This window comes from Cellulomonas massiliensis JC225 (assembly GCF_000312005.1).
GTDB classification, from domain to species: domain Bacteria; phylum Actinomycetota; class Actinomycetes; order Actinomycetales; family Cellulomonadaceae; genus Cellulomonas; species Cellulomonas massiliensis.
Map to the genome: position 1 here is coordinate 3,161,940 of NZ_HE978588.1, position 17,285 is coordinate 3,179,224.

Genomic DNA, 17,285 nt, shown 5'->3' on the forward strand with positions numbered 1-17,285 from the left:
CGCGGTCGCCGCCGCGTGCGTCAGGTCGGTGACCAGCGCGGCGAGGGCCTCCTGGCGCGCGCTGCCTCCGCGCCCCGCGCGCACCCGGCCCGAGCGCCGCACGAGGCCGTCGAGCACGCCGCCCGGTGCGGTGAGCTCGACCCACCGGCCCCGGACCGCGCCGTCGACGGCCGCACCCTGCGCGATCGTGATGGAGCCGACCGCCTCGTCGGCCGCCGCGTCGACGCGGCGGCTCAGGCCGGCCGCGGCGTCCGACTGCTCCTGGACCGCCTCCGCCAGCTCGTCGACCCACGCGCGCAGCGCCGTCAGCGACCCGCGCAGCGTCCGTCCGACGACGGTCCGCGCCCGGTCCGGGCCGGCGAGCATCACCAGCCAGCGGTGGATCGGCGCGACGACGTGCGGCTCGAGCATCCCGACGTGGGGGCCGACGTCCGGGACGACGAACAGCGGCGACCCCTGCAGGCCGTGGTCCCGCAGCCGGCCGAGCAGGTCCCCGCGGACCGTCGGCAGCGACGCGGTCGGGACGCGGTTGAGGACCATCGCGATCGACGCCCCGCGCTGCACCGCCTGCTCGAGCACCTGCCACGGGAGGGCGTCGCCGTACCGCGCCGCGGTCGTGACGAACAGCCACAGGTCCGCCGCCTCGAGGAGCCGGTGGGCCGACTCCCGGTTGGACTCCAGCACCGAGTCGAGGTCGGGGGCGTCGAGCACGGCGATGCCGCGCGGCACGTGCTCGTCGGCGACGACCTGCACGGACTCGAGCACCGGGTGGTGCGAGAGCAGCTCGGTGTCGAGCGGGTGGTGGACGAGCACGGGCTGGCGCGTCGTCGGGCGCAGCACGCCCGCGGTGCTCACCTCGCTGCCGACGAGGGAGTTGACGAGCGTCGACTTGCCGGCGCCGGTCGACCCGGCGACGACCACGACCGCGGGTGCCGACAGCTCCGTCAGCCGCGGCACGAGGTGCTCGTCGAGCTGGTCGAGCAGCCGGTCGCGCGAGCCGCGCGCCGCTCCGGCGCCGGGCAGGTCGAGCGGGAAGCCGGTCGCCGCGACGTCGCGCCGCAGGTCCGTGACGGCGTCCAGGAGCGAGGTCGCCGCGAGCGGGCGCGCGAGCAGGTGACGCGGGTCGTCGTCCGGCAGCGCGGCGCCGCGCGACGCCCGCGCCGACGGCGACGCGCCGGTCGGCGGGCTCGTCTCGGGCGCGGCGGTCACGCCTCCATTGTCTCGGCTCGGCTGACCAGGACAAACACGGCGCGCGGGAAGGACCCCCGCCGGGTGCTCCCGGGGGCCGCGCAGGCACGGCGTCTACGATGCTGACGACGACGGCGCTCGCCGGCAGCGGCCCCGGCCGCAGCCGACGACGACCCGCCGTCGGGCCCCCGTAGCTCAACGGATAGAGCAACGGCCTTCTAATCCGTCGGTTGCAGGTTCGAGTCCTGCCGGGGGCGCCGCCGAGCGGCCGACCCGCGCCCCCGCGCCCCGGCCGGCGTCAGGGCGGCGGCAGGGCCACGGACGGCGACGGCTCGGCCTGCGCCGGCGTCACGAGCGTGCTCCCGAGGCCGGCCGCCACGGTGAGCAGCGCCACGACGAACGCGGCCGCGAGCAGCCGCGACCCGCGCGCGACGGTCCCCAGCAGGAACGCCTGCAGGACGGCGAGCAGCGCCGCCAGCATCACGCCGGCCGCGGGTGCGAGCCAGGCGCACCCGGCGGCCACGAGCGACGCACCGAGCATGAACCACTCGGCCGTGCGCTCCGGTCGGACGACGGAGCGTCCGGGTGTCGTCGTCGACATGTCGATCCCCCTCTCGACGCGGCGACGGTACCGCGACCGGGCGACCGGCGTCTGCCCCCTTTCCTCCGCACCGGCCGGGCCGTCCGGCGGGCGGTGCCTGCCCCCTGTGCCACCATGACCGCGTGCGGACGGCTCAGCGGCCTGGCGGCCGGGCGGACCGGCGACGGCGGTCGCTGATGGGCCGGCACGCGTCGGGGCCGGCGCAGCCCGCCCGCCCGCCCCGCGACCGTGCGGCGAGCGCGGCGTCCGTCTGGCTGCAGCGGGTGGCCCTCGGCGCCGTGGCCGGCGCGGCGATCTGGCTCGTCCTGCGCTGGGCGGGCGTCGGCGACCGCACGGCGCTCGTGGGGGCCGCGGGCGCCGCCGTCGTGGTCGTCGTCTCGGCCGCGGTCGCCGCGACGCTGCCCTCGCCGCACCGCGACGACGAGGACGACGAGGACGACTAGCGGCGCGAACGCGTCACGGCTGCACCGGGAGCCGCTCGGTCGGCGGCACGTCGCGGCGCCGCCACACGTGCCAGCGGTCCACCGCGCACACCACGCCCAGGACGGCCACGGCGAGCGCGATGGCGGCGAGCACGTCGGAGAGGAAGTGGTAGCCCAGGTAGAGGCGGGAGAGCGCGACGAGCCCCGTCCCGACGACCGTCGCCACCGCCCACGCCACGACGCGCCCCCGCGTCGGGTGACGGCTGGCGTCCAGGTAGCCCGCGACGAGGAGCAGGGTCGCCGTGCCGAGCGTGTGGCCCGACGGGAAGGACGCCGTCGTCTCGGCGCCCGGGATGAACATCGTCTCCGCGGGCGGGCGCTCGCGGCCGACGAACCCCTTGACCGCCAGCCCGACGAGCGTGGAGGCGATCATCGCCAGCGCGAGGAGGGACGGCCGCCACCACTCCCGGCGCACGCGCACCCAGACGGCGCACCCGACGGCGACGGCGATCGGGAGGACGACCGGACCGGTGACGAACGTGATCGCCGCGAGCACGGCGGTCATGAGGTCCGTGCGGTGCGCGACCATCCACGCGAGCACCTCCTGGTCGAGCGCCCACAGCTCGTCCCCGTCCAGGACGGCCTCGAGCAGGACCCCGAACACGACCAGGCCGACGACCATGAGGACGATGCCGGGCGCGAGCACCCACACCACCGGCCGCTGCCGCAACCACGCACCCAGCCGCTCGATCATGCGACGCGACGCTATCCGCGCCCCGGCACCCCCGCCACGCGGACGCCCGGGCCGTGGCTCTAGGCTGACCGCGTGACCAGCACGCCAGCATCCTCGACGTCGTCCCAGCCGAACGGCCACGAGAGCGCCGACCGCATCGTGTGGATCGACTGCGAGATGACCGGCCTCGACCTGGGTGCCGACGCGCTCGTCGAGGTCGCCGCCGTGGTCACCGACTCCGAGCTGCGCGTGCTCGGCACGGGCGTCGACGTGCTCATCGCCCCCCCGCCCGCAGCCCTGGAGCAGATGGGCGACTACGTGCGCGCGATGCACACGACGTCGGGCCTGCTCGACGACCTCGCAGGCGGGACGACGCTCGAGGAGGCCCAGCGCCTCGTGCTGGAGTACGTCCGCACCTGGGTCCCGGAGCCGCGCAAGGCGCCGCTCGCGGGCAACAGCGTCGGCACGGACAAGGCGTTCCTCGAGCGGGACATGGCCGAGCTCGTCGACCACCTGCACTACCGGGTGATCGACGTCTCCTCGATCAAGGAGCTGGCCCGCCGCTGGTACCCGCGCGTGTACTTCGCCTCGCCGGAGAAGAACGGCGGCCACCGGGCGCTCGCGGACATCCTCGAGAGCATCGACGAGCTGCGCTACTACCGCGCGGCGCTGCTGCCGGCCCAGCCCGGTCCCGACTCGGCGACGGCCAAGCGCATCGCCGCGGACGTCGTCTCCACCTCGGTGAAGACCGGCGTGCTGCCGGCCTGACGCCGCCGGCGCACCCGCACGAACGCCGAGAGGGCGCCGAGTGATCTCGGCGCCCTCTCGCATGGGGTGGCTAACGGGACTTGAACCCGCGACCCCCTGGACCACAACCAGGTGCTCTACCGACTGAGCTATAGCCACCACGGACTCCCGGGCTGCGCCCGAGGCCGAGCAGGAGTGTACCGGTTCCGGACGCGCTGCCTCGCATCGTCCCGGACGCCGGTCCGCGGACTAGAGGCGCGCGGCCAGCGCGTCGGCGAACCGCTCGACCGAGCCCGGGCCGTGCTGGAAGAACAACGACGGCTCGGCCAGCTCCAGCTCCAGCAGCACCGGGGCGTCCTCGTCGTCCCGGATGAGGTCGACGCGGGCGTACAGCAACGGCCCGTCCAGGTGCGGGAACACCTGCTTGAGGGCCGCCACGACGCGCTCGGCGAGCTCGCGCTCCTCCGGCGCGGCGTCCCGCGGCGACATGACCTCCTCGCGGTAGAGGACGCCGTCCGACTCCCCCGCGCGGTACGGGCCCTCGAGCAGGGGACCCTTGCGCACGGCGTGACTGAACTCACCGTCGATGAAGACGAGCGCCGTCTCCCCCTGGGTGTCCACGCGCCGCAGGTACCGCTGGATCATCACGCGCCGCCCGACCCCGAGCAGGTTCTTCGCGTGCATGATCGCGAGCGACCGCGACGGCGTCTCGTCGGCCTTGTAGCGGCCGGTGTCGCGCGAGCCGGCACTCACGGTCGGCTTGATGACGAAGTCGCCGAACGCCGGGAAGCGCGTGTGGATGGCGCGGGCGTTGAAGTTGCGCTCGGGGTCCAGCCAGATGGTGGGGACGATCGGGATGCCGAGCTCGTCGAGGTCGCGCAGGTACGTCTTGTCGATGTTCCAGGCAATGACCTCGGCGGGGTTGAGCAGCGTGCTCGTCCGCTCCACGCGGCGCGTCCAGTCCGTGAACTGGGCCGGCCGCTCGGTGTAGTCCCACGTGGAGCGGATGACCACGTGGGGGTACGCGCCCCAGTCGACCGTCGGGTCGTCCCACACCGCCACGTCGTGCGCGACGCCGCGCTCGCGCAGCGCGTCGCGCAGCACCTGCTCGTCGGGGTCGAGGTCGGGCAGCGCTGCGCAGGTCGCGAGAGCGAGCCTCGCCGTCGTCTCGGTCACCGGCTCAGCGTACCGACGGGCCGGTCGTGCTCCGGCGGCCCCGCCGTCGTCGCCCCGCCGCCGGCGTCGTCGTCCGCCGCCAGGCGGGCGAGCGCGCGGACGACCGCGTCCGGCCCGAGCCGGCCGACGACCGCCTCGCCGTCGGTGACGAGCACCGGGCCGTCCGCCGCGAGCAGCGCGTCGAGCGCCTCGCCGAGCTCCGTGCCCAGCGCGACGCGCGGGGCGCCGTCCGCGGGCGTGGGCGCGTCGTCGGGCCCGAGGTCGGCGCGCTCGAGGGTGCCCAGCGACAGCAGCCGCGCGACGCGGCCGCGGCCGACGAGGTCCGCCACCGCCGGCGTCGCGGGACGTGCGACGACGTCGAGCGGCGCCGCGAGCTGCTCGACGTGCGCGCCGGGGCTGAGGACGGCCACGCGGTCCGCCATGCGGACCGCCTCGTCGATGTCGTGCGTGACGAGCATCACGGTCGTGCCCAGCTCGCGCTGGATCCGCGCGAACTGCTGCTGCAGGCGCCGGCGGCCCACCGGGTCGACCGCACCGAACGGCTCGTCCATCAGCAGCACGGGCGGGTCCGTCGCCAGCGCCCGGGCGACGCCGACGCGCTGCCGCTCCCCGCCCGAGAGCTCGTGCGGGTAGCGCCTCGCGTACCGGGCGGGGTCCAGCCCGACGAGGTCGAGCAGCTCGTCGACCCGGGCCGACGTGCGGCGACGGTCCCAGCCGAGGAGGCGGGGCACGGTCGCCACGTTCTGCGCCACCGTGCGGTGCGGGAAGAGCCCGACGTTCTGGATGACGTAGCCGATCCGGCGTCGCAGCCCCACCGGGTCGACGCGCGTGACGTCCTCGCCCTCGAGCAGGATCCGGCCCGAGCTCGGCTCGACGAGCCGGTTCGCCATCCGCAGGGTCGTGGACTTCCCGCAGCCGGACGGCCCGACGAGCACGAGCACCTCGTGCGCGCGCACGTCGAGGGTGAGGTCGTCGACCGCCGCATCCTGCTCGCGCGACGCGTACACCTTGCTGACGTGCTCGAACCGGATGGTCACGTCGTCCATCGGGCGACCGTAACCCGTGCGTGCGACATGGGCACAGACCCGCCCATGTCGGACGAGGCGTATACGTTCGCCGCATGCACCGGGCCGCCGACCCCCCGCCCAACCCGTGGTTCTCGTGGACGTACCTCGAGCGCAACGGCGAGGACGTCGCGCGCGCGCTCGAGCAGCACGTCAGCCTGACGCTGCAGGCGATCGCGATCGCGATCGTCGTCGCCGTGCCGCTCGGCGCCCTCGCGCACCTGCGCCCCCGGCTCGCCGGTCCGGTCCTCGGGACGACGGGCGTGCTCTACACGATCCCCTCGCTCGCGCTGTTCGCCGTGCTCGCGCCGTACACCGGCATCGGCCGCGTCACCGTGCTCATCGGGCTGGTGCTCTACGCGCTGCTCGTCCTCGTCCGCGGCGTGCTGGTGGGCCTGCGCGGCGTCGACCCCGCGGTGCGGGACGCGGCCCGCGGCATGGGCTACGGGCGCGCACGGATGCTCTGGACCGTCGAGCTGCCGCAGGCCCTGCCCACCGTCGTCTCGGCCGTGCGCCTCGCGACCGTGACGACGGTCGCCCTCGTGACGGTCGGCGTCGTCGTGGGCTTCGGCGGGCTCGGGCAGCTGATGTTCCGCGGGTTCCGGAGCAACTACCACGCCGAGATCATGACGGCGACGGTCCTGTGCCTCGTCCTCGCGCTCGTGCTCGACCTCCTGGTCGCCCTCGCCGGCCGGGTGCTGACGCCGTGGTCACGGGACGCCCGGGTCCTGTCGGGGGCCGCCGCGTGAGCGCGCCGGACGCACGGGCCGCGGGTCCGGCGGGAGGTGCGGCGTGGACGTCCTGAACGAGGCGCTGCTGTGGCTCAACGACCCCCTCAACTGGACGGGCCCGAACGGTGTCGTCGCCCTCGCGGGGGCTCACCTGCGGGTCTCGTTCCTCGCGGTGCTGCTGGCGGCGGTCGTGGCGCTGCCCCTCGGTGTCTGGCTCGGCCACCGCGGGCGGGGCGCCGTGCTCGGCGTGCTCGTCGCCAACACGACCCGGGCCCTGCCCACCCTCGCCCTGCTGACGCTGCTCGCCGCGAGCGGGCTCTTCGGCAACACCGCCACGGTCCTCGCGTGCGCCGTCTTCGCCGTCCCGCCGCTGCTGAGCGGCGCGGTGACGGGCCTCGCCGAGGTCGACGCCGACGTGCGGGACGCGGCCCGGGGCGTCGGCATGTCGCCCACGCGGCGCCTCTGGGTGGTCGAGCTGCCGCTGGCCGTCCCGCAGATCGCCGCCGGCCTGCGCACCGGCGCCGTGCAGGTGCTCGCGACCGTGCCGCTGGCCGCGCTCGTCGGCGGCACGTCGCTCGGGTCGATCGTCGTGACCGGCTTCGGCCTGCAGCGCTACGGCCAGGTCGTGGCCGGCGGCCTCCTCGTCGCGGCGCTGTGCCTGGCCGTCGAGGGCCTGCTCGCGCTCGCCCAGCGCGCGGTGACCCCCGCCGGCCTGCGGGCGCTCGCCCGCTCCGAGCGCCCCGGCGCCCGCGCGCGCCGCTCGCCCGTTCCGGTTGACGCTGCCGCGGCGGCCGGTTCGAATGGTCCCCGGCCGTGAGCACGTCCGAGGTCCGCACGTCCGTCCCGACCCGGCACCGGCCCCGACGCGAGGAGCACCCCATGCGCGCCACCCGCACCATCGCCCTGTCCGCCCTGGCGGCAGCCACCCTGCTCCTGGGTGCCTGTGGCACCCCGGGATCGGGCGGCGGCCAGGCCGCCCCGACGAGCAGCGGCTCCGCCGGGCTCGAGGAGTGCGCCCCGATCGCGGACCAGACGCTCGTCGTGCTCGAGGACGACAAGCAGCTGCAGAACGCCGACAACGTCATCCCCGCGGTGAACAGCGACGTCGCGGCCGAGCACCCCGACGTCGTCGAGCTGCTCGACACCGTCTCGGCGGCGCTCGACACCGACAAGCTCATCGCCCTCAACAAGGCCGTCGACATCGACCGCCAGACGTCGTCCGACGCCGCGAAGACGTTCGTCGCCGACGAGGGGCTCGCCGCCCCGGAGAAGAAGGACGGGGCCGGCAAGCTCGTCGTGGGCGCCGCGAACTTCTCGGAGAGCTCGACGCTCGCCGAGGTGTACGCCGAGGTCCTGCGCACCGCCGGCTACGACGCGAGCGTCCAGACCGTGGGCAACCGCGAGACCTACGCGCCGCAGCTCGCCAAGGGCACGCTCGCCGTCTTCCCCGAGTACGCGGCCACGTTCGCCGAGTACCTCAACGCGCAGAAGAACGGGGCGGACGCGACGCCGATCGCCTCGCCGGACGTGGACGCGACGGTCACCGCGATGACGCCGCTCGCCGAGGAGTACGGCGTCACGCTCGGCACGCCGTCGGCCGCGCAGGACCAGAACGCGTTCGCGGTCACCAAGAAGTTCGCGGACGAGCACCAGCTCACGACGCTCAGCGACCTCGCCGAGACCTGCTCCGGCGTCGTCATGGCCGGCCCCCCGGAGTGCCCGGAGCGGCCCTTCTGCCAGCTGGGCCTGAAGGAGACGTACGGCATCCAGTTCGGCGAGTTCAAGTCCTTCGACTTCGGCCTCATCGGGCAGGCGCTGCGCCAGGGCGACGCCGCGATCGGCGTCGTCTCCTCCAGCGACGGGTCCCTCGCAGCGGGCTGACGGCCGACCGGCGAGGCCCCTCGACGGCGGGGCGGGCGACCAGCCCGCCCCGCCGTCGGCGTCTACAGCCCGGCGACCTCGAGGAACCGCAGCCACACCTCGCTGAGCGTGGGGTAGGACGGGACGGCGTGCCAGAGCCGCTGCAGCGGCACCTCGCCGACCACGGCGATCGTCGCCGCGTGGAGCAGCTCGGCCACCTCCGGCCCGACGAAGGTGGCACCCACCACCACGTCGCGCGCGGCGTCGACCACGAGCCGGCCGCGGCCGGCGTAGTCCGGGGACAGCACGGACGCGCCCGCGAGGTTCGCGAGGTCGTAGTCGAGCACCCGCACCTCGAGCGCGGCGTCGCGCGCCGCCTGCTCCGTGAGGCCGACCCACGCCACCTCCGGGCGCGAGAACACCACCTGCGGCACGCTGCGCCGGTCGGCGGTCGCCCGGTACCGGCTCCAGTCCGCCGCCGTCCGCTCCTGGTCCGCGTCGGGCTGGCCCGGCTCCGTGGCGGTGCCGAAGCGCGCGGCCACGACGTCGCCGGCCACCCGGGCGTCGTACTTGCCCTGGTGCGTCGTCCCGGTCCGCCCGGTGACGTCGCCGACGGCGAACAGCCAGCCGTCGTCGACGCCCGTGGCGGCCAGCGCGTCGTCGACCTCGACCGGTGCACCCGGCTCCAGGCCGACGCTCTCCAGCCCCAGCGCACGGGTGCGCGGCCGCCGCCCGGTCGCGACGAGGACCTGGTCCACGACGTGCTGCTCCTGGCCCGTCGCCGTGCGCACACGCACCTCGACACCGTCGTCGCCCCGCCGGAACTCCTCCGCGTCGGCCTCCAGCAGCACCCGGACCCCGAGCCCGCGCAGGGACGCGAGCACCGCCTCCCCCGCGAAGGCCTCGGCGCCCCCGAGCAGCCGCCCGCCGCGGACCACGAGTGTCACCTGCGTGCCCAGGTCGGCGAACGCCGTCGCCATCTCGACCCCGACGACGCCCCCGCCGAGGACCAGCAGCCGCGCGGGCACGTGCTCGACCGCCGTCGCGTCCCGGCTCGTCCAGGGCTCGATCTCGGCGAGGCCCGGGATGCCGGGCACCACCGGCTCGGAGCCGGTCGCCAGCACGACCGCGGCGCGCGCCCGCACCGACGTCTCCGTGCCCTCGTGCGTCACGACCACGTGCCGCGGGCCGTCGACCCGTGCGTGGCCCCGCAGCAGCGTCATGCCGGCGCCGTGCACCCAGTCGACCTGGGACGAGTCGTCCCAGCGGTGCGTGATCGCGTCGCGGCGCGCCAGCACGGCCTCGACGTCGAGGTCGCCGTCGACGGCCGCACGGGCGCCGGGGACCGCGCGCGCCGCTGCGAGGACCGCGCCCGGCCGCAGCAGCGCCTTCGACGGCATGCACGCCCAGTACGAGCACTCCCCGCCGACCAGGGCGTGCTCCACGATCGCCACGCTCAGGCCCGTGCGCCCCGCACGGTCGGCCACGTTCTCCCCGACCGCACCGCCGCCGATCACGACGACGTCGAACTCGCGCTCGTCCGCCACGCTGCACCTCCGTCCCAGGGTGCCGGCCGGGCGCCGGCTCCCTCATCGTCGCGATCCACCGTGCACGCCGCACGGCGGCTCATGCCTGCCTCCGGGCGGCGAACCGCTCGACGAGCCGCCACCGGGAGGCCTCCCGCTCCTCGAGCACCAGGCCCGCGTGGTCCAGCGACGACGAGGGCCGCCGGCGGTGGTGCTCGCCGGCCGCCGCCGGGGTGACCGCGTCGAGCAGCCGCTGGAGCGCCCGCCAGGGCGCCGCGGACGACTCGACGTGGTCGGCCACGAGCACGACGCCGTCGGGCCGCACCACCCGTGCGAGCTCGCGCAGCACCGCCCGCTCGTCGGGGACGCAGCACAGGGTAAACGTGCACAGGACCGTCTCGAACCGCGCGTCGTCGAAGGGCAGCGCCGCCGCGTCCGCCACCTGCAGGTCGACGCCGCGCGCCTCCGGGCGCCGGCGCGCCTGCTCGAGCATCGCCGGGCTGGCGTCGACGGCGACCACGCTGCGGGCATGGGCCCGGTAGTACGGCAGGTTCGCCCCGGTGCCGACGCCCACCTCGAGCGTGCTCCCCCGGACGCGCTCCGCGACCCAGCGGCGCGCGGGCGCGAGCAGGCGCCGCTCGAGCGGGGCGGTGGCCCGGTCGTACGCCGCGGCGTGGTCGTCCCAGTAGGAGGTCGGCGCCGTCGGCCGGTCGTGCGCTCCAGGAGGCATCGCCGCCACGCTAGCCCGGGCGGCCGTGCGCTGGGGAGCCCACGGACCGACGGAACGACGGAGGGCCTCCCTCAGCGTCGCCGCTGGTGGGAGGCCCTCCGGGTGGTGCGCCATCAGGGACTCGAACCCCGAACCCGCTGATTAAGAGTCAGCTGCTCTGCCAATTGAGCTAATGGCGCGCGGGAAGGAACGTTAGCAGTCCCGGGGCTGCGGAAGCGAACCGGGGACGTGTGGCGTGAGCCACCCGCTCTCCTCCTCGAGGAGCTCCTGCGCAGAGGGAGGCTCGGGGTCGAACAGGTCGAGGAGCAGCGTCAGCGGGACGCGGTCGCGCAGCAGCGACTCGACCCGCGCCCGGACTGCGGCGTCGACCGGCTCCGGCACCGTCATCGTGACCCCTCCCTCCGTCACCGCGCCTCACGCTCGTCACCTGCAGAACGCGTCCGACCCGGCGGGCGTTCCCGCGCCGTCGAGGCACAGACCACCAGGACGGCGGCATACCGGGCAAGAACCCGCGCCGCGCGCTGTGATACCGATCACCCGAACGAGCGATACCCCGGTCGGGTCAACGGTGCCGCACGATCATGCGGGACGCCCGCGGTGACGCTGCGCCGATCGGGTGAGCCGACGGCCGGCCGGGCGGGGCTCAGAGGTAGAGGCCGGGCCCGTCGCCGTCGCCGTCGGGCTCGGCCACGGCGTGCACGTCCTTCTCCCGCAGCAGGAGGTACGTCGCACCGCCGAGCTCGACCTCGGCCCGCTCCTCGGGGTCGAACAGCACCCGGTCGCCGACCTCGACCTGGCGCACGTGCTGGCCGGCGGCGACGACCGTCGCCCACGCGAGGCGCTTGCCGACCGCGGCCGTCGCGGGGATGAGGATGCCGGCGTTCGACCGGCGCTCCCCCGGCTCGCCGTCGAGCGAGACGAGCAGCCGGTCGTTGAGCATGCGGATCGGGACGTGCGGGAGGCTCACGGCACCGACGCTACCGGGCCGTGCGACGTAGGCTGGCCAGGCCGCCCCCGGGCGCCACCCGCGACACCGAACGACCGCCGCGCGGCCGTCCCGCGCCCTCCGACAGGAGCTCCCCGTGCCTCGACTCGCCCCCGGCGACCTCGCCCCGGACTTCACGCTGCCGACCGCCGACGGCGGGTCGGTCACGCTGTCCGACCTGCGGGGCCGCCGCGTGATCGTGTACTTCTACCCCGCTGCGGGCACGCCCGGCTGCACCACGGAGGCGTGCGACTTCCGTGACTCCCTCGCCTCGCTGCACGGCGCCGGCTTCACCGTCGTCGGCATCTCGCCCGACGAGGTCAACAAGCTCGCGGCGTTCGCCGAGGCGGAGCACCTGACGTTCCCGCTCGCCTCCGACCCGTCGCGCGAGGTGCTCGAGGCCTGGGGCGCCTGGGGCGAGAAGACGCTCTACGGCAAGACGGTGACGGGCGTGATCCGCTCGACCGTCGTGGTCGACGCCGAGGGCCGCGTCGAGCTGGCGCAGTACAACGTCAAGGCCACCGGCCACGTCGCCAAGCTGCGCCGCAACCTCGGCCTCGACTGACGGCTCGCGCCCGCGCCGGACCCGGCGCCGGGCCGTGTGGGAGACTCGCTGCCGCGCGGGAGTGGTGAAACGGCAGCCACGCCAGGTTTAGGTCCTGGTGCTCTCACGAGCGTGCGGGTTCAAGTCCCGCCTCCCGCACCGTGTCGCTAGGGCTGTGACCTGCGACAGAGATTCTGGGGCGAGTAGTCCGGAGGTCCGGACAACAGGACCGGACAACAGCCGGGAGCGTCCAGTGGCAGCGAAGACCGTCGTACGGCGTCGAGCGGACGGTTCGATCGCCTACCGGGTGCCGTTCCGCATTGCTCCAGGCGGCAAGGTGACGTCGGAGACGTTCGAGTCGGCGGAGGGCACCGAGCAGTTCCGCCGGCTGCTGGACAGGGTCGGCGGCCAGGCCGCGCGCGACATCCGCACCGCGTCGACGAGCAGCGCCCTGGACGTGCCCACGCGCCACGGCGCTCGAGACGCACCTGGAGTCGATCGCGGCGTCGGTGACGCCCGGCACGGTCGCCGGGAACCGCCGCATGGCGCTGCGCACGTGGCTGCCCGTGCTCGGCGAGCTGCCCGTCGACGCGATGACTAGGGACGCGGTCGTGCGGTGGGTCGCCGCGAGCGCGCCACCGAGACGCAGGCGTCCGCGCGCGCCCGCGCGAACGCGATCGCCGCACAGCGCGAGGACCCCATGGTCGTCGTTCCAGCGCCCAAGACCTACGCCCCGAAGTCGATCCGCAACGCCCACGCGCTGTTGTCGGACGTCCTGGCCACCTGCCACGAGCGCGGCTGGGTCTACCGGAACGTCGCCAAGGGCGTCGCGATGCCGTCCGACCATGCGCACCGCGAGATGGTCATCCTCACCGAGAACGACGTCGTCACCCTGCTCGGCCACGTGCTGCCCCACTACCGGCCGCTCGTGCTCACGCTCTACTCCACCGGCCTGCGATGGGGCGAGGCGACCGCCCTGCAGGTCGGCGACCTCGATCTCGACGGGGCCGTCGCGACGCTGCGCGTCCCGCGCGCGTGGAAGAAGGACGCCGGCGGCTCTCGCTACTAACCTCGGCTCGCCGAAGACCCGCCGCGCGCGGCGGACGGTCTCTCTCGGCGCCCAGCTCGTCCCGGTGCTCCGCGACGTCGTCGCCGGGCGGAAGGCCGACGAACTCGTCTTCACCACCGCCACCGGCGCACGGATCGCGCAGGCCCGTTTCTGGGACCGGGTGTGGCACCCGGCGGTCGTCGCCGCCGACCTCCGCAAGACGCCGCGCGTGCACGACTTGCGGCACACCCACGCCTCGATGTGCATCGCGGCCGGCACGGATCTGCTGCAGCTGCAGCACCGCCTCGGGCACGAGTCCCTCAAGACCACGGGCGACACCTACGGCCACCTCATGCCCGACGCGCTCGCCGCGCAGGCCCGCATCGCAACGACCATGCTCGGCGACGCGCTGCCGCAGCTCGAGGGCTAGCTCTAGCTCCCCGCCACGTCGAGGAACGCAGCCTTGTACTGCTTGGCGACCGACGGCTTGACACTCCCCGACACGCGCAGCAAGGCGTTGCCGGCCTGCGTGTCGTACTCGACGAATGCGGAGCCGAGCGAGGCCGTGACGGAGTCGATGTACTTCGCACGGGCCTTGGCGTCGGCCTCGTTGTCGAACACCTCGACGACGGCACCGCAGTCGACCCCTGGGCCGTCACCGCAGGTCGCCCCCTGGATGTTGATCACGGTGGCGGACGTGTACTGGTGGGGACGCCCGAGGAGGTCGTTCCCGTCGGTGTCCTCGGTCAGGTCGACGGTATTCTCCGCGGACTTGACGTCAGCCGCCACGGCGGCCGCGATGCTGTGAGCGTCCTTCGGCGCCGCCGTGGTGGGCGCGGTCGCAGTCGGGTCGACGGCGGCGGTCGTGGGCTGCTCCGGCTCGGCAGCGGCGCTGCTCATTGGCGCCGAGGGCGGCGTCGGCGCGGCGGTGGCGCCTGGCCCCGACGACGAGCAACCGGCAAGCAGGACGAGCGGAACCAGTGCCAGGATGCAGCGCTTCATGATGAGTCCTTCGGTCTCGGGGACGCAGTCCTTGAGGGTGTCGGTCGCTGCGCCCACGCCAGGCGCGCTCGCGCCGGCGTCAGAGACCGTTGAGGACGAGCGGACGGCCGGCAGCGGGCGTCGGTCAGCATCCGTGTTCTGTCTCCCGGTAGAGCGCGACGAGTTGGTCGCGCTCGTCGGTGGTGAGAGCGTCGATCCGGGCGAGGAGGGTGTCGACGTCGACCGCGAGACAGTCGGCGACTTCCTCGAGCTCCTCTGCGCAGCGGTACGCGTCGAGCAGCTGCGGCATCTTCACGAGGCGACGGGCTGCTAGCTCACGCGCGGCGCGCTCGTCGGCGCCCAGGCAGCCGGCCGTGCGTCGTCCGGCTCGGCGACCGCGTCGCGTATTCCTGGCAGCGGTGGGAAGGGCCGGACGGCCACGATCACACGATCGGCTGCCTGTAGGTCTGGCACTACTGCGAGCACCCGCTGTGGGCCGGTCTGAGGGCTACGACGCGGACTTCGGGCAGTACCGCTACTGGATGCCCGCCGGCGTCGGCGCGCACGACCTCATCCAGCGCGAGCAGCTGTACATCGAGGCGTCGGTCTACTGGCCGGACTGCTGCGGGATGCACGGCTTCATCCGCGACGGCCGCTGGCACCCGGTCTAGCCCTACGCACAGACCCGCCCCCACCCCTGCGTTGAGATGAGGCGGGGGTGGGGGCGCTTTCGTCATGCCCGCTCCTGCTCGTCGAGCATGTCGTTCAGCTGGTGCGTCTCGTCGTCGTCCAGCGGCGCCGGGTCGTGCTCGACTTCGCGCTCCGCCAGCGGCTCCTTCGCCACCTCGACCTGCTCCTCGACGCGCTTCTCGATGTCGCCCACCCCTCATCACCTCCTCGTCAGGGACGTCACCCGCTCAACGTACGTCGGCCGAGCGACCCGGCCACCCGACCCAGGGACGATGGGCTCGTGAGCGACAGCCTCCCCGGCCCCGACGAGCGCGCCTCCCGCTGGCAGCGCGTCGTCAACGCCCGCCCGATCCCGCCCCGGCACCTGCAGCGCGTCGACCGCCGGCCGATCCCCGTGACGGCACGCGTCGTGCGGGGCACGACGGCGCCGAGCTCTTCGTCACCGTCGCCGAGGACTGGGTCGGGCGCGACGTGCTCGTGCACCTCGCCGACGACCGGCGCCAGACGCGCGGTGTGTGGCTCGACGCCGCAGATGTTCGCCGGAGGTGATGGGGCTAGTGCCCGGCCGGGCGTGGCGCCTCTCCGGGCAGTACGTGGAAGGCGAAGCTGACCCTCACGTCGTGAGCGAGTCCCGCTTCTTGGTAGTGGTCAGATCCGACCGCGCGCCCGTACAGGTGGATCGTCGCGTTCCGCGAGCGGAGCCCGTCGACGAACCCGAAGGGGTAGACGACGCCGACGCCCGACGGCGTACGGAGAACTCCTGGGCTCACGCCGGGTTCGCAGAAGTCGAAGGATCCGTACGACGGGCTCGCGATCCACTCCAGGTCGCGCCCCTGCGGATCGGAGGCCGTCGCGCTGAGCTCGACGGAGTCCCCTACTCGCACAAGACGTGGTGTCGAGAACACGATGACGGCAGGGTTCTGTGCGATCTGTTCTGCGCTGGCTTGTCGATTGGTCGAGTCGCCTGCGGCCGTCAGAGCGGGGTAGAACAGCCCCGCGGCGTCACGTTCGTTCATGAACCTTCCGATCCTGTTCTGGATCTCCACCGCGATGCCCGAGAGCATGTCGCGCGCGCTGGCCGGGAGTGCCCTGCCGTGCATCGCGTCGTGGCGCCACGCCACCGCTCGGTCGAGCAAGGGCCCCATCTCCGGCTCGGGGCCCAACACATCCTCGAGCAGGTCCCAGCGGTTGCGGAGGAACTCGACGAGCGCGCTCAGCTCGACGAAGTCCAGGACGCTCGTGAACCCAGGCTCCATGCCCTGGCTGATCGAGCGTAGGACGTACCGCTCGCGAGCCTTCGAAGCCCGGCCATCGATCTGCTTCGTCGTCATCGTCTGGTGCCACCCGGGGCCCAGGCTGGCGTCGGCGGTGTAGACGACCTCGAGGAGCTGTCGCAGTCCGCGCTCCATCGCGACGACTGCCTCGTGCGGCGTGTATGTCGTCACCGCGCCCTCGCTCTCGCGACTGCCACGTCCTTCATGCGGGACCCTAGCGCTCGGGAGCCCACCTGAGCTGTCGCCGTGCGTCGGCCGTAGTCCGGACAACAGGGCGGCGGCGTATCGCGGGATTGAGTAGCGGTCAGGCGCAGGGTGCCAGATCGGCTCTGACCTGCTCGTCCGCAGGTCGGGGCACCATGCTGCTGGAGGGCCGGTGCGGGTTCAAGTCCCGCCTCCCGCACGCGGGCGCGCGCCACGCCCCGCGGACGACACGAAGGGCCGGCCCCCCGGGGGGCCGGCCCTTCGTGCGTCGTGGTCGGATCAGGCGTCCGCGCCCTGGCGCTCGGCGATCTGCTTGCGCACGTCGTCCATGTCGAGGTCCTTGACGGCCTTGACGACCTGCTCGAGCGCGGGGCCCGGCAGGGCGCCCGGCTGGCGGAACACGAGGATGCCCTCGCGGAACGCCATGAGCGTCGGGATGGACGTGATCTGCAGCTCCGCCGCGAGCTGCTGCTCGGCCTCGGTGTCGACCTTGCCGTGCACGACGTCGGGGTGCGTCTCGGACGACTGCTCGAACACGGGCGCGAAGCGCTGGCACGGGCCGCACCAGTCGGCCCAGAAGTCGACGAGCACGATGTCGTTCTGCTCGATCGTGGTGCCGATCGACTCGGCGGTCAGCGTCGTGGTGGCCATGCGGGCCTCTCCTTCGTCTCGGCTTCGCCCTGTAGAGCGTCCGCCCGGTTCGGGGTATTCCCGGGCCGTCGCGGCGCCCAGTCGGGGCGCGGGCCGCGCGCCGGTGCGTCCGCGACGCCCGGAGCACGGT

General features: G+C 74.3%; 24 protein-coding genes and 4 tRNA genes. 12 read left to right on the forward strand and 16 right to left on the reverse strand.

The window, feature by feature from the left end:
* Positions 1-1,209, reverse strand: a 1,209-nt coding sequence (locus tag HGCM_RS18480; RefSeq protein WP_019137624.1) for a dynamin family protein, incomplete at its 3' end; no start/stop codon positions are given.
* Positions 1,210-1,372: 163 nt separating this feature from the next.
* Between HGCM_RS18480 and HGCM_RS14925 the strand changes: the two genes are divergently transcribed.
* Positions 1,373-1,445: transfer RNA gene (locus HGCM_RS14925), tRNA-Arg, on the forward strand.
* Positions 1,446-1,486: 41 nt separating this feature from the next.
* On the opposite strand, the gene HGCM_RS14930 is transcribed toward HGCM_RS14925, so the two are convergent.
* On the reverse strand, positions 1,487-1,789 hold the full coding sequence (locus tag HGCM_RS14930) for a hypothetical protein (RefSeq protein WP_019137625.1): 303 nt from the start codon (positions 1,787-1,789) through the stop codon (positions 1,487-1,489).
* Between the two features lie 176 nt (positions 1,790-1,965).
* Between HGCM_RS14930 and HGCM_RS14935 the strand changes: the two genes are divergently transcribed.
* Complete coding sequence (locus HGCM_RS14935; RefSeq protein ID WP_019137626.1) at positions 1,966-2,232, forward strand: hypothetical protein; 267 nt, start codon at positions 1,966-1,968, stop codon at positions 2,230-2,232.
* Between the two features lie 13 nt (positions 2,233-2,245).
* Here HGCM_RS14935 and HGCM_RS14940 read toward each other — a convergent pair whose 3' ends face one another.
* Positions 2,246-2,965 (reverse strand): phosphatase PAP2 family protein, encoded by a 720-nt coding sequence (locus HGCM_RS14940; protein ID WP_019137627.1) that lies wholly within the window; start codon positions 2,963-2,965, stop codon positions 2,246-2,248.
* 72 nt (positions 2,966-3,037) lie between these two features.
* On the opposite strand from HGCM_RS14940, the gene orn reads away from it, so the two are divergent.
* The gene (orn, locus tag HGCM_RS14945; RefSeq protein WP_019137628.1) at positions 3,038-3,712 is read left to right on the forward strand and encodes an oligoribonuclease; all 675 of its coding nucleotides are present in this window, start codon (positions 3,038-3,040) and stop codon (positions 3,710-3,712) included.
* A 62-nt stretch (positions 3,713-3,774) separates the two neighbouring features.
* Here the strand turns inward: orn and HGCM_RS14950 are convergent.
* From HGCM_RS14950 to HGCM_RS14960, 3 genes are all read right to left on the reverse strand, one after another.
* A tRNA-His gene (locus tag HGCM_RS14950) sits at positions 3,775-3,850 on the reverse strand.
* Positions 3,851-3,940: 90 nt separating this feature from the next.
* A complete protein-coding gene (locus tag HGCM_RS14955) occupies positions 3,941-4,867 on the reverse strand; it encodes an ATP-grasp domain-containing protein (protein ID WP_019137629.1) in 927 nt (308 codons plus the stop codon).
* Complete coding sequence (locus HGCM_RS14960) at positions 4,864-5,913, reverse strand: ABC transporter ATP-binding protein (protein ID WP_019137630.1); 1,050 nt, start codon at positions 5,911-5,913, stop codon at positions 4,864-4,866. Before HGCM_RS14960 ends, HGCM_RS14955 begins: the two co-directional genes overlap by 4 nt.
* A 74-nt stretch (positions 5,914-5,987) precedes the next feature.
* On the opposite strand from HGCM_RS14960, the gene HGCM_RS14965 reads away from it, so the two are divergent.
* The 3 genes from HGCM_RS14965 (at position 5,988) to HGCM_RS14975 (ending at position 8,543) form a co-directional block, all read left to right on the forward strand.
* Positions 5,988-6,680: an ABC transporter permease gene (locus HGCM_RS14965; RefSeq protein WP_019137631.1), complete on the forward strand. Its 693-nt coding sequence runs from the start codon at positions 5,988-5,990 to the stop codon at positions 6,678-6,680.
* A 43-nt stretch (positions 6,681-6,723) separates the two neighbouring features.
* The gene (locus tag HGCM_RS14970; RefSeq protein WP_019137632.1) at positions 6,724-7,479 is read left to right on the forward strand and encodes an ABC transporter permease; all 756 of its coding nucleotides are present in this window, start codon (positions 6,724-6,726) and stop codon (positions 7,477-7,479) included.
* Positions 7,480-7,541: 62 nt separating this feature from the next.
* Positions 7,542-8,543: a glycine betaine ABC transporter substrate-binding protein gene (locus HGCM_RS14975; protein WP_026075506.1), complete on the forward strand. Its 1,002-nt coding sequence runs from the start codon at positions 7,542-7,544 to the stop codon at positions 8,541-8,543.
* Positions 8,544-8,605: 62 nt separating this feature from the next.
* Here the strand turns inward: HGCM_RS14975 and HGCM_RS14980 are convergent, their stop codons facing one another.
* The 5 genes from HGCM_RS14980 to HGCM_RS15000 all read right to left on the reverse strand — a co-directional run bounded on the left by HGCM_RS14980 (position 8,606) and on the right by HGCM_RS15000 (position 11,718).
* Positions 8,606-10,069 (reverse strand): dihydrolipoyl dehydrogenase family protein, encoded by a 1,464-nt coding sequence (locus HGCM_RS14980; protein ID WP_019137634.1) that lies wholly within the window; start codon positions 10,067-10,069, stop codon positions 8,606-8,608.
* Positions 10,070-10,148: 79 nt separating this feature from the next.
* Positions 10,149-10,778, reverse strand: coding sequence for a class I SAM-dependent methyltransferase (locus HGCM_RS14985; RefSeq protein WP_019137635.1), 630 nt, complete (start codon positions 10,776-10,778; stop codon positions 10,149-10,151).
* Between the two features lie 103 nt (positions 10,779-10,881).
* A tRNA-Lys gene (locus tag HGCM_RS14990) sits at positions 10,882-10,957 on the reverse strand.
* A gap of 13 nt (positions 10,958-10,970) precedes the next feature.
* Positions 10,971-11,165 carry a hypothetical protein gene (locus tag HGCM_RS14995; protein WP_147572885.1) on the reverse strand — a complete coding sequence of 65 codons (195 nt, stop codon included), beginning with the start codon at positions 11,163-11,165 and terminating at the stop codon, positions 10,971-10,973.
* A 256-nt stretch (positions 11,166-11,421) separates the two neighbouring features.
* On the reverse strand, positions 11,422-11,718 hold the full coding sequence (locus HGCM_RS15000) for a GroES family chaperonin (RefSeq protein ID WP_081596471.1): 297 nt from the start codon (positions 11,716-11,718) through the stop codon (positions 11,422-11,424).
* 142 nt (positions 11,719-11,860) lie between these two features.
* On the opposite strand from HGCM_RS15000, the gene bcp reads away from it, so the two are divergent.
* The 5 genes from bcp (at position 11,861) to HGCM_RS20145 (ending at position 13,785) form a co-directional block, all read left to right on the forward strand.
* Positions 11,861-12,328 carry a thioredoxin-dependent thiol peroxidase gene (gene bcp, locus HGCM_RS15005; RefSeq protein ID WP_019137638.1) on the forward strand — a complete coding sequence of 156 codons (468 nt, stop codon included), beginning with the start codon at positions 11,861-11,863 and terminating at the stop codon, positions 12,326-12,328.
* Positions 12,329-12,383: 55 nt separating this feature from the next.
* A tRNA-Leu gene (locus HGCM_RS15010) sits at positions 12,384-12,466 on the forward strand.
* Positions 12,467-12,560: 94 nt separating this feature from the next.
* Entirely contained in the window at positions 12,561-12,908 is a 348-nt protein-coding gene (locus HGCM_RS19485) for a hypothetical protein (protein ID WP_147572887.1), read from the forward strand.
* A 15-nt stretch (positions 12,909-12,923) separates the two neighbouring features.
* On the forward strand, positions 12,924-13,376 hold the full coding sequence (locus tag HGCM_RS18925) for a site-specific integrase (protein WP_026075507.1): 453 nt from the start codon (positions 12,924-12,926) through the stop codon (positions 13,374-13,376).
* Positions 13,303-13,785, forward strand: a complete 483-nt coding sequence (locus HGCM_RS20145) for a tyrosine-type recombinase/integrase (RefSeq protein WP_256998731.1) — start codon at positions 13,303-13,305, stop codon at positions 13,783-13,785. The genes HGCM_RS18925 and HGCM_RS20145 overlap by 74 nt, the downstream gene beginning before the upstream one ends.
* 2 nt (positions 13,786-13,787) lie before the next feature.
* Here the strand turns inward: HGCM_RS20145 and HGCM_RS18935 are convergent, their stop codons facing one another.
* A complete protein-coding gene (locus tag HGCM_RS18935; RefSeq protein WP_019137639.1) occupies positions 13,788-14,414 on the reverse strand; it encodes a hypothetical protein in 627 nt (208 codons plus the stop codon).
* Positions 14,415-14,481: 67 nt separating this feature from the next.
* Complete coding sequence (locus HGCM_RS19490; protein WP_019137640.1) at positions 14,482-14,652, reverse strand: hypothetical protein; 171 nt, start codon at positions 14,650-14,652, stop codon at positions 14,482-14,484.
* 175 nt (positions 14,653-14,827) lie between these two features.
* Between HGCM_RS19490 and HGCM_RS15040 the strand changes: the two genes are divergently transcribed.
* Positions 14,828-15,007 carry a hypothetical protein gene (locus HGCM_RS15040; protein WP_019137641.1) on the forward strand — a complete coding sequence of 60 codons (180 nt, stop codon included), beginning with the start codon at positions 14,828-14,830 and terminating at the stop codon, positions 15,005-15,007.
* A gap of 62 nt (positions 15,008-15,069) precedes the next feature.
* Here the strand turns inward: HGCM_RS15040 and HGCM_RS19495 are convergent, their stop codons facing one another.
* The 3 genes from HGCM_RS19495 to trxA form a co-directional block, all read right to left on the reverse strand.
* On the reverse strand, positions 15,070-15,219 hold the full coding sequence (locus HGCM_RS19495; RefSeq protein WP_019137642.1) for a hypothetical protein: 150 nt from the start codon (positions 15,217-15,219) through the stop codon (positions 15,070-15,072).
* Between the two features lie 361 nt (positions 15,220-15,580).
* Positions 15,581-16,471 (reverse strand): hypothetical protein, encoded by an 891-nt coding sequence (locus tag HGCM_RS15050; RefSeq protein WP_019137643.1) that lies wholly within the window; start codon positions 16,469-16,471, stop codon positions 15,581-15,583.
* Positions 16,472-16,783: 312 nt separating this feature from the next.
* The gene (gene trxA, locus HGCM_RS15055) at positions 16,784-17,155 is read right to left on the reverse strand and encodes a thioredoxin (protein WP_019137644.1); all 372 of its coding nucleotides are present in this window, start codon (positions 17,153-17,155) and stop codon (positions 16,784-16,786) included.
* Positions 17,156-17,285 lie beyond the last annotated feature (130 nt).

What these genes read in the sequence shown, in the direction of transcription:
- HGCM_RS14940 (WP_019137627.1), bottom strand. Translation starts at nt 2,965, where the DNA reads ATGATCGAGCGGCTGGGTGCGTGGTTGCGGCAGCGGCCGGTGGTGTGG.
- HGCM_RS14935 (WP_019137626.1), top strand. Translation starts at nt 1,966, where the DNA reads ATGGGCCGGCACGCGTCGGGGCCGGCGCAGCCCGCCCGCCCGCCCCGC.
- HGCM_RS14985 (WP_019137635.1), bottom strand. Translation starts at nt 10,778, where the DNA reads ATGCCTCCTGGAGCGCACGACCGGCCGACGGCGCCGACCTCCTACTGG.
- HGCM_RS14960 (WP_019137630.1), bottom strand. Translation starts at nt 5,913, where the DNA reads ATGGACGACGTGACCATCCGGTTCGAGCACGTCAGCAAGGTGTACGCG.
- trxA (WP_019137644.1), bottom strand. Translation starts at nt 17,155, where the DNA reads ATGGCCACCACGACGCTGACCGCCGAGTCGATCGGCACCACGATCGAG.
- HGCM_RS14995 (WP_147572885.1), bottom strand. Translation starts at nt 11,165, where the DNA reads ATGACGGTGCCGGAGCCGGTCGACGCCGCAGTCCGGGCGCGGGTCGAG.
- HGCM_RS15000 (WP_081596471.1), bottom strand. Translation starts at nt 11,718, where the DNA reads ATGCTCAACGACCGGCTGCTCGTCTCGCTCGACGGCGAGCCGGGGGAG.
- HGCM_RS14975 (WP_026075506.1), top strand. Translation starts at nt 7,542, where the DNA reads ATGCGCGCCACCCGCACCATCGCCCTGTCCGCCCTGGCGGCAGCCACC.
- HGCM_RS14965 (WP_019137631.1), top strand. Translation starts at nt 5,988, where the DNA reads ATGCACCGGGCCGCCGACCCCCCGCCCAACCCGTGGTTCTCGTGGACG.
- HGCM_RS14930 (WP_019137625.1), bottom strand. Translation starts at nt 1,789, where the DNA reads ATGTCGACGACGACACCCGGACGCTCCGTCGTCCGACCGGAGCGCACG.